The sequence below is a fragment of the Frankiales bacterium genome (assembly GCA_016125335.1).
Lineage (GTDB): Bacteria > Actinomycetota > Actinomycetes > S36-B12 > CAIYMF01 > Longivirga.
Map to the genome: position 1 here is coordinate 18,461 of WGLY01000018.1, position 12,799 is coordinate 31,259.

General features: G+C 75.9%; 12 protein-coding genes. 6 read left to right on the top strand and 6 right to left on the bottom strand.

Going from position 1 to position 12,799, the window contains the following annotated elements:
- Positions 1-66 precede the first annotated feature (66 nt).
- The 3 genes from GC157_11520 to GC157_11530 all read right to left on the bottom strand — a co-directional run bounded on the left by GC157_11520 (position 67) and on the right by GC157_11530 (position 3,692).
- Entirely contained in the window at positions 67-1,293 is a 1,227-nt protein-coding gene (locus GC157_11520; protein MBI1378093.1) for an MFS transporter, read from the bottom strand.
- Between the two features lie 28 nt (positions 1,294-1,321).
- A complete protein-coding gene (locus tag GC157_11525; GenBank protein MBI1378094.1) occupies positions 1,322-2,452 on the bottom strand; it encodes a phosphoserine transaminase in 1,131 nt (376 codons plus the stop codon).
- A gap of 112 nt (positions 2,453-2,564) precedes the next feature.
- Entirely contained in the window at positions 2,565-3,692 is a 1,128-nt protein-coding gene (locus GC157_11530; GenBank protein MBI1378095.1) for a citrate synthase, read from the bottom strand.
- A gap of 223 nt (positions 3,693-3,915) precedes the next feature.
- Here GC157_11530 and pdxH point away from each other — a divergent pair, with 223 nt between their 5' ends.
- Both pdxH and GC157_11540 read left to right on the top strand, forming a co-directional pair.
- Positions 3,916-4,617 carry a pyridoxamine 5'-phosphate oxidase gene (pdxH, locus tag GC157_11535; GenBank protein MBI1378096.1) on the top strand — a complete coding sequence of 234 codons (702 nt, stop codon included), beginning with the start codon at positions 3,916-3,918 and terminating at the stop codon, positions 4,615-4,617.
- A 66-nt stretch (positions 4,618-4,683) separates the two neighbouring features.
- Positions 4,684-5,913, top strand: coding sequence for an MFS transporter (locus GC157_11540; protein MBI1378097.1), 1,230 nt, complete (start codon positions 4,684-4,686; stop codon positions 5,911-5,913).
- Positions 5,914-5,935: 22 nt separating this feature from the next.
- On the opposite strand, the gene GC157_11545 is transcribed toward GC157_11540, so the two are convergent.
- The 3 genes from GC157_11545 to GC157_11555 form a co-directional block, all read right to left on the bottom strand.
- Entirely contained in the window at positions 5,936-6,571 is a 636-nt protein-coding gene (locus GC157_11545; GenBank protein ID MBI1378098.1) for a hypothetical protein, read from the bottom strand.
- A 5-nt stretch (positions 6,572-6,576) separates the two neighbouring features.
- A complete protein-coding gene (locus tag GC157_11550; protein MBI1378099.1) occupies positions 6,577-7,380 on the bottom strand; it encodes an AAA family ATPase in 804 nt (267 codons plus the stop codon).
- Positions 7,381-7,597: 217 nt separating this feature from the next.
- Positions 7,598-8,971, bottom strand: coding sequence for a deoxyribodipyrimidine photo-lyase (locus GC157_11555; GenBank protein ID MBI1378100.1), 1,374 nt, complete (start codon positions 8,969-8,971; stop codon positions 7,598-7,600).
- Between the two features lie 206 nt (positions 8,972-9,177).
- Between GC157_11555 and GC157_11560 the strand changes: the two genes are divergently transcribed.
- From GC157_11560 to GC157_11575, 4 genes are all read left to right on the top strand, one after another.
- Positions 9,178-9,861, top strand: a complete 684-nt coding sequence (locus GC157_11560) for a dihydrofolate reductase (protein MBI1378101.1) — start codon at positions 9,178-9,180, stop codon at positions 9,859-9,861.
- A 375-nt stretch (positions 9,862-10,236) separates the two neighbouring features.
- Entirely contained in the window at positions 10,237-10,848 is a 612-nt protein-coding gene (locus tag GC157_11565; GenBank protein MBI1378102.1) for a DUF1175 family protein, read from the top strand.
- A gap of 46 nt (positions 10,849-10,894) precedes the next feature.
- Positions 10,895-11,791 (top strand): hypothetical protein, encoded by an 897-nt coding sequence (locus GC157_11570; GenBank protein ID MBI1378103.1) that lies wholly within the window; start codon positions 10,895-10,897, stop codon positions 11,789-11,791.
- Between the two features lie 10 nt (positions 11,792-11,801).
- Positions 11,802-12,620 (top strand): SDR family oxidoreductase, encoded by an 819-nt coding sequence (locus GC157_11575; GenBank protein ID MBI1378104.1) that lies wholly within the window; start codon positions 11,802-11,804, stop codon positions 12,618-12,620.
- The last annotated feature ends 179 nt before the right edge of the window (positions 12,621-12,799 follow it).

Consider the following 12,799-nt stretch of genomic DNA (forward strand, 5'->3'; position numbering starts at 1 on the left):
AGGTCGGGGCCGCGGTCACCAGGCGCCCCCCGCGTGGCAGCGGGTGCCCCGTCCGACGGCAAGGGCTCAGCCGGTGGTGACGGGCTCCGGCGGGCTCGGGGCCGCGACCGGCGGGACGGGCGCGCCGCGCACGAGCGCGATGGCCACGAGCATGAGGGCGGGCACCAGCAGGAAGGCGGGACGCACGCCGACGTGGTCGGCCAGGGCGGCCAGGGCGAAGGGCGCGATGCCGCTGGCGGCCCCGGCGGCCACCGACGTGAGGCCCGCGCCGCGGTCGGCCTGGCGCCCCGCGGCGGCGACCGAGCGGCCGATGGCCAGCGGCGACTGGAGCCCCATGCCGAGCCCGGTGACGCAGAGCGCGGCGAGCATGGGGACGGCCGACGCCGAGAGCCACACCACGGCGAACCCCGCCGTGGTGAGCACCATCGTGGCGACCAGCACGTCGTCCGGGCGGAAGCGAGACACCAGCGGCGCCCCCACGAGCCGGCCTACGGCCATGCCGCCGACGATCGTGACCAGCGCCGCGGTGGACGCCGCCTCGCCGAGCCCGGCCCGCTCGCGCAGCAGGTCGCTGCCCCACAGCGTGAGGCAGAACTCGGTGCCCGCCGTCGCCGCGAACACCAGCAGCGCCAGCCAGAACACCCGGGGGAGCCGGCCGTGGGGCTGGTGGTGCGTGGGGTCGTCGGCGTGCCCGCGGGTGCCGTCGAACGGGCGCAGGTCGCGCCCGCGCGCGAGCTCGAGGGCGAGCAGCGCGACGACCGTGACGAGCAGCGCGGGGCGCCAGCCCCAGCCGACGGCGACGAAGGCGCCGAGCGCGAGCGGGCCGAGGAGGCCGAGCGCGGCGCCCGTGCCGTGCGCCTCGCTGAGCGCGCGCGGGCCGGCCGCTCCGTGCCGGTCGGGCAGGAACGCGTTGACGCCGACCATGATCATCGTGCCGCCGGCGCTGGCGACGAACGCGCCCGCCAGCGTGGCCCACAGCGGAGCGGCGCCCGTGTACACGAGCAGACCCGCGGCCAGGATGGCCGACCCGAGCCGCAGCATCCGGCTGCGGCCGGCCCGGCGCACGACGCGCGGCCCGAGCAGCCCGACGACGACCGACGCGACGGCCATCGCCGAGCCGTGCAGCGAGGCGACGGTGCGCGTGTAGCCCTGCTCGTCGCGCAGCAGCGCGATCGACGGGCCGAAGGCGTAGAGGAAGTAGCCGAACAGCCCCACGTGCAGGTAGGCCAGCCACGTGGGCCGGTCCCTCACCAGCGGCGGGCGGGTCGGCGTCCCGTCCGTCGCGGTGCTCATCCGCGCCGGCGCGCGCGCGGAGGCCGGCTCATGCCAGCGCCGAGACGACGTGGTCGATGCACGCGGTCAGCCGGCGCACGTCCCCCGGCTCGACCGACGGGAACATCGCGATCCGCAGCTGGTTGCGGCCGAGCTTGCGGTAGGGCTCGGTGTCGACGATCCCGTTGGCCCGCAGCACCTTCGCCACGGCGGTGGCGTCGACGGCCTCGTCGAAGTCGATCGTGCCGATGACCTGCGAGCGCAGCGCCGGGTCGACGACGTAGGGGGTGGCAAACTCGGACTTCTCGGCCCAGCCGTAGAGCGCCTGCGACGACTCGCGGGTGCGTGCCACGCACCATTCGAGCCCGCCGTTGCCGTTGAACCAGTCGACCTGCTCGGCCATGAGCAGGATCGTGGCCAGCGCCGGGGTGTTGTAGGTCTGGTCGAGCCGGCTGTTGTCCACCGCCGTCTGCAGGTCGAGGAAGGCGGGGATGTAGCGGCCGCTCGCGGAGATCTCCGCGGTGCGCTCGATCGCGCGCGGCGACATCAGGGCGATCCAGAGGCCGCCGTCCGAGGCGAAGGACTTCTGCGGCGCGAAGTAGTAGGCGTCGGTCTGCGCGACGTCGACCGGCAGGCCGCCGGCCCCGGACGTCGCGTCCACGAGGAGCAGGGCGTCGGCGTCGGCGCCCTCGACCCGGCGCGGGGTGACGGCGACGCCGGTGGAGGTCTCGTTGTGCGGGGTGGCGTAGGCGTCGACGCCGGCCTCCGCGGAGAACGACGGCGCGCTGCCCGGCTCGGAGGTGACGACGGTGGGGTCGCCGAGGAACGGGGCCGCCTTCACCGACGCGGCGAACTTGGAGCCGAACTCGCCGAAGCTGAGGAACTGCGCGCGGTCGCGCACGAGGCCGAAGGCCGCGACCTCCCAGAACGCGGTGGAGCCGCCGTTGCCCAGCACGACCTCGTAGCCCTCGGGCAGGGAGAACAGCTCGGCGAGCCCGGCGCGCAGCCGGCCCACCTGCGACTTGACCGTCTTCTGCCGGTGCGAGGTGCCGAGGTAGGTCGGCGCGGCGGCCGCCAGGGCGGCGACCTGCTCCGGCCGGACCTTGCTCGGACCCGCCCCGAAGCGCCCGTCGGCGGGGAGCAGGTCGGTGGGGATGGTGATCTGCGGCGTCTCGCTCACGGAAGTGCCCTCTGGTCGGTCCGGCGTGAGCCACCAGCCTAAGAACCGTGTCGGCGGACCCGCCCACCGGTCCACCCCCTGAGACGCCGCCGGCGCTGCCGGCCGACGCCGGTCAGGCGGTGGGCTGGGCGTACGGCGAGGAGTGGAAGGTCTCGGTCCAGCCGGGCACGGCCTCGGGCTTGCGCGGGGCGGGGCCGACGTAGCGCGCCGAGGGCCGGATGAGCCGTCCGGTGCGCTTCTGCTCGAGGATGTGGGCGCTCCACCCGGCCAGGCGGGCGCAGGCGAACATCGACGTGAACATGTGCGCCGGCACCTCGGCGAAGTCGAGCACGATGGCGGCCCAGAACTCGACGTTGGTCTCCAGCACGCGGTCGGGGCGGCGGGCGCGCAGCTCCTCGAGCGCGGCCTTCTCGAGGGCCTCGGCCACCTCGTAGCGTGGGGCGTTGAGGGCCTTGGCCGTGCGGCGCAGCACGCGCGCCCGCGGGTCCTCGGCGCGGTAGACGCGGTGCCCGAAGCCCATGAGGCGCCCGCCCTTGTCGAGCACGCGGCGCACGTAGCCCTGCGCGTCGCCCGAGCGCTCGATCTCCTCGATCATGTCGAGCACGCGCGAGGGCGCACCGCCGTGCAGCGGGCCGGAGAGCGCGCCGACCGCCCCGGACAGCGCGGCGGCGACGTCGGCCCCGGTGGAGGCGATCACGCGCGCGGTGAAGGTGGACGCGTTCATGCCGTGCTCGGCGGCGGAGATGAAGTAGGCGTCGACGGCCTCGACGTGCTTGGGGTCGGGCTCGCCGCGCCAGCGGATCATCATCCGCTCGACGATCGAGTGCGCCTCGTCGATCCGGCTCTGCGGCACCATCGGCCGGCCGATGCCGCGCGCGCTCTGGGCGACGAACGACATCGCCATGACCGAGGCGCGGGCCAGCTCCTCGCGGGCGGTCTCGTCGTCGATGTCGAGCAGCGGCTCGAGGCCCCACGCGGGGGCGAGCATCGCGAGCGCGGACTGGACGTCGACCCGCACGTCGCCGGAGTGCACGGGGATCGGGAAGGGCTCGGCGGGCGGGAGGCCGGGGTTGAACTCGTTGTCGACGAGCAGGCCCCAGACCTGGCCGTAGGACACCTTGCCGACGAGGTCCTCGATGTCCACGCCGCGGTAGCGCAGGGCGCTGCCTTCCTTGTCCGGCTCGGCGATCTCGGTCTCGAAGGCGATGACGCCCTCGAGGCCCGGCACGAAGTCCGACATGTGTGGCTCCCCTGCTCGTGGCACGCGCGCGTACCGGTCGTCGCTCCCGGTCGCGCGGGTGGCGCGACCGCTGCGGCGGGGACGAGCCCGCCGACGCCGTCGCACGCCGGGTGGGCGTGCCCGCCCATCCTGGCAAACGGCACTACCCGGGGGTAACCCGGACCCCGGATGACCCCGGCCACGACGGCGGGCGAGGCCGCCGCACGCCTGCGAGAGTGAGCCCATGACCGACGCCCCGGTGCCCCCGGACCTCGCGGCCATGCGCACCGCCTACGACGGGCGCGGCCTGCGGGAGGGCGACCTCGCCCCGACGCCGCTCGCCCAGTTCACGGCCTGGCTGGCCGACGCCGTGGCCGCCGGGGTTGCCGAGCCCAACGCGATGGTGCTCGCGACCGTCGACGAGGACGGCACGCCGTCGGCCCGCACCGTGCTGCTCAAGGGGGCCGACGCCCGCGGCTTCTCGTTCTACACCAACCTCGGCTCGCGCAAGGCGCGCGCCCTCGCCGCCCGCCCGCAGGCCTCGGTCGTGTTCCCCTGGCACGCGATGACGCGGCAGGTGGTCGTGGTGGGCGACGTCGCGCCCGTGCCGCGCGAGGAGGCGCGCGCGTACTTCGCCTCGCGGCCCTACGGATCGCGGATCGGCGCGTGGGCCAGCGAGCAGTCGCGCGTGATCGCCTCGCGCGACGTGCTCACCGCCCGCTACGTGGAGCTCGCCGCCGCGTTCCCCGACACCGGCAGCGCCGACGACGTCCCCCTGCCCGACGGGTGGGGCGGCTTCGTGCTCGCGCCGCGCACCGTGGAGCTGTGGCAGGGCCGGCCCTCGCGGCTGCACGACCGGCTGCGCTACGTCCGCCGCGAGGAGGCGGCCGGCGTCGACTGCCTCGACGACCCGGATGCCTGGACCCTGGAGCGCCTCTCACCCTGACTGCGGCCGATCGCGGGGCGGGGCGGGGCCGTAGGCTCGCCAGCCGTGCCACGCGTCTTCGCCGACCTGACCCCGCTGCGGGTCTCGGCGGACTACCGGCGCATCGTGCTCGGCCTCGGCGTCAGCAACGTCGGCCAGCAGATGACGGCGGTCGCGGTCGGCATCCAGGTGTACGCGATCACCCAGTCGTCGTTCGCCGTGGGCCTCGTGGGGCTGTTCCAGCTCGTCCCCCTCATCGGGTTCGGGCTCTACGGCGGCGCCCTGTCCGACACGCACGACCGGCGCCGGCTCGGCCTCGTCGCGGCGCTCGGCCTGATGGCCTGCTCGACCGTGCTCGCCGTGCAGGCGCTGCTCGGCTCGACGTCGGTCGCCCTGCTCTACGGCGTCGTCGCGGTGCAGTCGGGCTTCTTCGCCGTCGGCAACCCGGCACGGCAGGCGATCATCCCGCGCCTGGTCGGGCCTGAGCTGCTGCCCGCCGCGAACGCCCTCGGCATGCTGGCCTGGGCGGCCGGCTTCAGCGTGGGCCCGCTGCTCGGCGGGCTCGTGATCGCGGCCAGCGGCGGGGTGACGGCGGCGTACGTCTGCGACGTCGTGGCGTTCACGGCGGTCGTCTACGCCATGTGGCGGCTGCGGCCGGTGCCGCCGCAGGGCGACAGCGCCGTCAAGCGCGGGTGGGCCGGCGTGCGCGACGGCCTCACCTTCCTGCGCGGCAAGAAGAACCTGCAGATGTCGTTCTACGTCGACATCGCGGCGATGGTGTTCGGCATGCCGCGGGCGCTGTTCCCGGCGATCGCCGCCTCGATGTTCCCCACCGACCCGCGCATGGCGGCCACGGCGGTGGGGCTGCTCTCGGCCGCCCCGGCCGTGGGCGCCGTGCTCTCGGGTGTGCTGTCCGGTCCGCTCGGCCACGTCCGCCGCCAGGGGCTGGCGATCATCGCCTCGATCATGGCGTGGGGCCTCTCGATCGCCGCCTTCGGTCTCGCAGGCTCGCTCTGGCTCGCGTGCCTGCTGCTCGCGGTGGCGGGGGCCGCCGACAACGTCTCGGCCGTCTTCCGCTCGACCATCCTGCAGGCCGCGACCCCCGACGAGTACCGCGGCCGGCTCCAGGGCGTCTTCACCGTGGTCGTGGCCGGCGGGCCGCGGCTCGGCGACGTCGAGTCCGGCACGGTGGCGGCGCTGTTCGGCGAGACGGTGTCGGTGGTGAGCGGCGGACTGGCCTGCGTCGCGGTGACGCTGGCGCTCGTGGCCGCGGTGCCCCAGTTCCTGCGCTACGACGCGCGCCACCCCGTGCCCTGAGCCGGGCGGAGACCGCGCGGGCTCAGCGCCCGGTCGTGAGCCAGGCGTGCAGCAGGTCGATCACGACGGTGTCGACGTCGAGGCCGCGGCGCTTGGCCTCGGCCCGCGCCGCCTTGCGCAGCGCCTTGGGCACCTGCACGTCGAGCTCGACGAGCTTGCCCGCGAGCAGGTCGGCGTCCGGCCGGCGCGGCGCGGGCTCGGCCGGCGTGGCGCGCAGGTGGTCGGAGGTGGAGCCGTGGAACAGCACGTCGCGCGGCACCCGGGCCTTGTGGGGGTGCCGGCGGCCGTGCTTGCTCCCGCCCGAGACGGGGGCCGGCGGTGCCGGTGTCGTCTCGGCGGCGGGCTCCAGCGCGGGCTCGGGGCGTGACGTCGCGCCGCCCTTCGCGCCACCGGCCGCGCCGGTCTTCGTGCCACCCTTCGGCCCGGCCTTCGGGCCGCCCTTCGCCCGCGGCGCCGGGGCCGGCGCGGGATCGGCGCCGGTGCGGTCGGCCGGAGCGGCGGCACGGCGCACCGGGGCGACCGCGGCCTGCGTTGCGGCGTCCGACGCCGGGGCCACGTTGACGCGGCCGCGCGGCGAGCGCGCAGGGCGCGGCGCCGCCGGGTGCACGTCGGAGTCGCCCGCCTTGCGCAGGGCGGGACGCGGCGTCGGGTTGTTCATCGGCGTCAGGCCCCCGTGGAGAAGCTGGTGGTGGACGAGACCCCGAGGTCGGAGACGGGCTCCGTGCCCCGGGCGAGCAGGATGTCGAGGACGGCGTCGTAGACGTCGGAGGCCTCGTGGGCGCCCTCGGACCGCCAGGCCTGCACGGGCACGCAGGCGCCCTGCGCCTGCTGCACCGCGGTGCGCTCGGGCACGGCGTAGGGGAGCAGCAGCGTGGGGTAGGCCTCGGCCAGCTCGGCGAGCCGGTAGGCGTGCTCGGAGGTCTGCGGTCGGGCCCGGTTGACCAGCACGCCGGCCGGGCGCAGCACGAGGTTGCTCGAGCCGCGCACCACCTCGACCGCCTCCAGCGCCGCGGCGGCGCCGGGCAGGGCGAAGAACGAGGGCTCGGTGACCACGAGGGCGAGGCGCACCGCCGCGAGCGCGTTGCGGGTGAGCTCGCCCAGGCTCGGCGGGCAGTCGACGAGCACGAGGTCGTAGTGCTCCACGACGCCTTCGAGCGAGATGCGCAGGCGCAGGGCGGAGTCGCGGCCCTCGGGGACGGCGCGGTGCTCGAGGGCGCGCTCGGCCGGGATGAGGTCGACGCCGAGCCCCCAGCCGGAGTGCACGACCGCGTCGGCGGCGACGCCGGGCCGGGCGTCGGCGAGCACGTCGTTGGTGGTGTAGGCCCGGCTGTCGGGGTCGAGCGCCGCGGTGGCGTTGGCCTGCGGGTCGAGGTCGACGACGAGCACGGACAGCCCGCGCTCCCAGGCGGCACCGGCCAGGCCGAGCAGCGTGGTGGTCTTGCCGACGCCGCCCTTCTGCGCGATCACGGCGCAGGTGACTCCCGCGCGCGGCCGCTCCGGCGTCCCCATGTGCGCGTGACCTGCCTTCCCGTCGTCCGCCGCCCGGGCGGGCGAGCGACCATCGTCCCACGTCGTCGGGGAGCGACGGACGCCGGAACGCCCGTGGCCGGCGCGGTCGCCGGGCCTCGCGGGACGGCCCGTACTCATCGTGTCGACCATCGCGGGTCGGCCTTGAGCGGGACCCTCACCGGGGCGGCAGGGCGGCGTACCGGCGCAGCGACTCCTCGCGCTCCTCGCCGTGGTCGACGAGCGGCGGCGGGTAGTCGGCCGCGAGGAGGGGATGCTTCCAGGGCTCGTGCGCGGCCGGCCCGTCGAGGCCGCGCAGCTCCGGGACGTAGCGGCGCACGTAGTCGCCGTCGGGGTCGAACCGCAGGCCCTGGGTGACCGGGTTGAACACGCGGAAGTACGGCGCGGCATCGGTGCCGCTGCCCGCGACCCACTGCCAGCCGTGCTGGTTGCTCGCGAGGTCGCCGTCGCGCAGGTGGCGCATGAACCACCGGGCTCCGCGCAGCCACGGCAGGTGGAGGTCCTTGACGAGGAACGACGCGGTCACCATGCGCACCCGGTTGTGCATCCAGCCCTCCGCGAGCAACTGGCGCATGCCGGCGTCGACGAAAGGGAAGCCGGTGCGCCCGTGCGCCCACGCCTCGAACCGGGCGTCGGCGTCGGGCCCGTCGTCGTGCTCCATCGCGGCGAAGCGCTCGTCGAGCCACCAGCGCGCGGAGCGCGGCTCGTGGTGCAGCACGTCGGCGTAGAACTCCCGCCAGGCCAGCTCCTTGCGGAACACCGTGTGCGCGGCGGAGTCGTCGAGCTCGGCGAGCAGGGTGCGCGGATGGATCTCGCCCCAGCGCAGGTGGGCCGACAGTCCCGAGGTGCCCGGCGCCCCCGGCAGGTCGCGGCGGCTGTCGTAGCCGGCGAGGGCGCCGTCGCGGAACTCCTCCCAGCGCCGCAGCGCGGCCGCCTCGCCCACCTCGGGCAGGTCGACGTCGGTGCCGGCCTCGGGGAGGGGGTCCGGCGCCAGGGCGCCGCTGCCGGGCCGCACCCAGCGCGGCGGCGCGTCGGGGTCCGGCGCGGGGGCGCGCCAGCCGTGCGCGCTCCAGGCCCGGAAGAACGGGGTGTAGACGCGGTAGGGCGTGCCGTCGGGCTTGCGGACCCGGCCCGGTGCGACCGCGTACGGCGAGCCCGTGCGCACCAGCTCGCGCCCGGCGTCGCCGAGGGCGCGCGCCACGGCGTCGTCGCGGGCCGCGCCGTACGGCCCGAAGTCGGCGGCGGCGTGCACCGTGCGCGCCCCCAGCGCCGCGGCCACCTCCGGCACCACGGTCACCGGGTTTCCGCGCCGCACGAGGAGCGCACCGTCGAGCGAGGCGTCGAGGGCGGCCAGCGAGCGCGCGAGCCACGTGCGGCGGGGCGCTCCGGCCGGGCCCCAGAGGCGGTCGTCGAGCACGAACAGGGCGAGCACCCGGCTGTCGCCGTCGCCGCGCGCCGCGTCGAGCGCGGCGAGGAGGGCGGGGTTGTCGTGGCGGCGCAGGTCGCGACGGAACCACAGCACGCTCGGCACGCCCCGAGGCTAGGTCGGGCCGGGTGCGGGCGCCTCCCGGGACGGCGCGCGGGGGCGTGACGCGACAGACAGGCGCGAGCCGACCCGAGGCCATGCACCGCCCGGCCGGGTGCGACAGGATGACCCCGTCACACGCACCGGCGACGTCTCGCCCCGAGCACCGCGCCGGGTGCGTCCCGGGCTCGACGACGACGAAGGACCCCGCCGTGAGCGACCTCATCGACACCACGGAGATGTACCTCCGCACCATCTTCGAGCTCGAGGAGGAGGGCATCGTCCCCCTGCGCGCGCGGATCGCGGAGCGGCTCGGGCAGTCCGGCCCCACCGTCTCGCAGACCGTGGCGAGGATGGAGCGCGACGGCCTGGTGAGCGTGGAGGGCGACCGTCACCTCGAGCTCTCCGAGTCCGGCCGCACGATGGCCACGCGGGTGATGCGCAAGCACCGCCTCGCCGAGTGCCTGCTCGTCGACGTCATCGGGCTGGCGTGGGAGGACGTCCACGCGGAGGCCTGCCGCTGGGAGCACGTCATGAGCGAGGGGGTGGAGCGGCGGATCCTCGAGATCCTGGGCCACCCCACCACGTCGCCGTACGGCAACCCGATCCCCGGGCTCGACGAGCTCGACCAGCAGGGCGCGGAGGCGGACCTCAGCGGGCTCACCACGCTCGACCGGGTCGTGCGGGAGGACTCCTCGCGCGTGACGGTGGTGCGCATCGGCGAGCCGATCCAGACCGACGCGGCCCTCATGGCCGCCATGCGCCGGGCCGGCGCGATGCCGGGCTCGACGGTCAAGGTCGTCTCCTCGCCCGGCGGGATCCTCGTGGGCTCGGCCGGCGAGTACGCCGAGCTCGACACGGCCACGGCCTCGCACGTCTTCGTCAGCCGCGGGTAGCGAGCGGGCGGCCGCCCCCTCGGCCGGCGCACCGGGGTCCTTGAGCGCGGCGGCCGCGCCGGGCCGCCGATCGGGTGGCTCTTGACCCGATTCATACCGTTCCGGACCAGGATTCTGTGACCAGAACGAGACATACGGGTGAGCGGTGCCCTAACGTCCCTCCCGGCCCGCCCCCGGCGGGCCTCGTCCTGAGGGCGCCGAGTCCTGCCGCCTCGCGACGACGACGACCCCACCCGGCAGGAGCGGGGGACCCACATCCGGGCCCGCCGTAGCACGTCCCCAGGCGAGTCCTCGGGGTGAAGCCGGTCCCCGACCGGCCGGGCCATCTCCCGGTCCGAACCCGACAGCTCACCTCGCAGGCGTCGTGGAGGACCCATGTCGTCTGCTCGTGCGCGCCTGGTCGCGCCCGTCGCGGTGGCGCTCGCCGTCACCCTCGCCCCGGCCCTGGCGTCCACGGCGTCCGCGTCCGCGGCGCCCACCGGCGCCGTCGTGGTCGTCGCCTCGGGCAGCCGCCCCGGCGCCGTCACCGCGAGCACCGCGAGCCGCACGTCCGCCGCCACGACCGCCGCCGTGCGCCTGCCCAACGGCGTGGTGATCGCGTCGCGCGCGGTGCTGCGCAACGCGGTGTCGCGCGGCAAGCTCGTCGTCCACGAAGCGGCCAAGTACCGCGGGATCCCGTACCGCGCCGGCGGCACGTCCCCGCGCACGGGCTTCGACTGCTCCGGCTACACGCGCTACGTGTTCTCCCGGCTGGGGATCTCGATCCCGCGGGTGTCGCGGTCGCAGTACGCGTCGATGATGCACATCCGCCGCTCGCAGGCGGTGCCCGGCGACCTCGTGTTCTTCCACGACAGCAGCGGCCGCGTCTACCACGCGGCGATCTACGCCGGGAACAACACCGTCTGGCACTCGCCGCACACCGGCACCCGCGTGCAGCGGTCGCGCATCTGGACCTCGGCGGTGTACTTCGCCCGGGTGCGCGTCTGACCGTTCGGTGCCGGGTGGCCCGGGCCGGGGTGCATGCTGTGCGACCGTGACCGGCTGGCGCGACGACCTGGTGGGTGAGGCGCGTCAGGACGTCGCCGAGCTCGACGCGGCGCTCGGGCTCGCCCTGCACCACCGGGCCTACGTCGAGGCGCTGCTCGACCCGCGCGGCCGGCTGTTCCAGCGGCTGGAGTACGTGGGGGACTCGATCCTCGACGCCGTCGTCCTCCAGTCGCTGGTGCTGCTCCAGCCGTGGGACGAGCGCTCGCTGGAGCTGCTGAGCGACGAGCAGCAGGCGCTGGTGTCCGACCACGCCCTCGGCGCCGCGGCCGGTCGGCGCGGGCTCCCGCCTGTGCGCACCTTCCAGGCATCCGTGCACCGGCTGGCCGACCGGATCGAGGCGGCCGTGGGCGCCGCGTGGGCCGACTCCGGCCTGGCCGCCGCGGAGGCGGTGGCGACCTCGCTCGTCGTGGAGCCGGGGCTGCGCCGTCACGCGCGCAGGGGCGGCCCCCCGCGCGCGGCGGGGGACGTGCGCTACGAGTCGGCGGCCCGGGCCTGCGGCCACGAGCCGGTGGAGCGGGCCTGGTTCGGCGCGGCGGCCGAGGGCGGCTCCCCGCGACGTCGCCTCGCCATGGTGGGCACCGCCGTCCTCGAGGCCGCGACGTCCATGGCGCAGTACGTCGCCGACGCCGAGGCGACGGAGGCCGAGATGAGCGCGGCGCGGCGCGGCTCGACGTCCAACGCGGTGCTCGCCGCACGGGCCCGCGAGCTCGGGCTGGCGCACGCCCACGAGGACCAGGATGAGCGCTCGGTGGCCGACGAGGCGCAGGCCCTCGTGGGCGCGGCGGCGATGGACGGCGGCACCGCCGCCGGCCTCACCGTGGCCTGCGCCGTCCTGCGCCTGCCCCTCGCCCCCGGGCCCCTGCCGGCCCCCGCGGACCGTTAGCCTGCGCGGAATGAGCGCACCCACGCACCCGGAAGCCCTCGCCGCCCTCGCCGACGGCTGCCTGGACGGTCGCACCGCCCTGGTCACCGGCGGCGGCACCGGCATCGGCCGGGCCACCACCCTGCTGCTGGCGCGCCTCGGTGCGCAGGTGGCGGTCTCCGGCCGGCGGCAGGAGCTGCTGGACGAGACGGCGGCGCTGGCCGCCGCGGCGGGTGCCGCCCACCCGGTCACCGTCGTGCCGTGCGACGTGCGCGAGCCCGAGCAGGTCGACGCGATGCTCGACTCCGTGCTCGCCGCCCTGGGCCGGATCGACGTCCTGGTGAACAACGCCGGGGGCCAGTTCGTGTCTGCTGCGGAGTCGTTGTCGTACAGGGGATTCCGGGCCGTCGGCCGGCTCAACCTCGACGCGACCTGGTACGTCACCAAGGAGGTGGCGGCCCGCTCGATGATCCCCGCCGGCTACGGCAAGGTCGTGAGCATCACGATGTCGCCGCACCGCGGGACGCCGGGCATGGCGCACTCGTCGGCGTCGCGTGCCGCGGTCGAGTCGCTCATGCGCTCGCTGGCCAACGAGTGGGGACCGCACGGGGTGCGCTGCGTCGCCGTGGCGCCCGGGTACGTGCACACCGACGCGCTCGAGCGCTACGGCGTCGACCTCGCCGCGCTGGCCACCACGGTGCCGGTCCGGGCGCTGCAGTGCGCCGACGACGTCGCCGCCCTCATCGGGTTCCTCGCCTCGCCCGCGGGCGACTACATCACCGGCACGACGATCACCACGGACGGCGGCATCGACGTCGCCGCCGGCACCGGCCCCGTCCCCTCCTCCTGACCCACCCGGTCGTTACTGCCCGAAAGCGCGGATCCGGGGCGGCGGGTTCAGGCGGCTGTTGCACCGAGCACTCGGTCGAGTGCCTGTCGGGGAGTCTTCCAGCCGAGGGTCTCGCGTGGGCGGGTGTTGAGCTTGAGGGCGACCTCGTCGCAGTCGGCCTGGGTCAGGTCGCGCATGTC

What these genes read in the sequence shown, in the direction of transcription:
- GC157_11520 (MBI1378093.1), bottom strand. Translation starts at nt 1,293, where the DNA reads ATGAGCACCGCGACGGACGGGACGCCGACCCGCCCGCCGCTGGTGAGG.
- GC157_11530 (MBI1378095.1), bottom strand. Translation starts at nt 3,692, where the DNA reads ATGTCGGACTTCGTGCCGGGCCTCGAGGGCGTCATCGCCTTCGAGACC.
- pdxH (MBI1378096.1), top strand. Translation starts at nt 3,916, where the DNA reads ATGACCGACGCCCCGGTGCCCCCGGACCTCGCGGCCATGCGCACCGCC.
- GC157_11545 (MBI1378098.1), bottom strand. Translation starts at nt 6,571, where the DNA reads ATGAACAACCCGACGCCGCGTCCCGCCCTGCGCAAGGCGGGCGACTCC.
- GC157_11565 (MBI1378102.1), top strand. Translation starts at nt 10,237, where the DNA reads ATGTCGTCTGCTCGTGCGCGCCTGGTCGCGCCCGTCGCGGTGGCGCTC.
- GC157_11575 (MBI1378104.1), top strand. Translation starts at nt 11,802, where the DNA reads ATGAGCGCACCCACGCACCCGGAAGCCCTCGCCGCCCTCGCCGACGGC.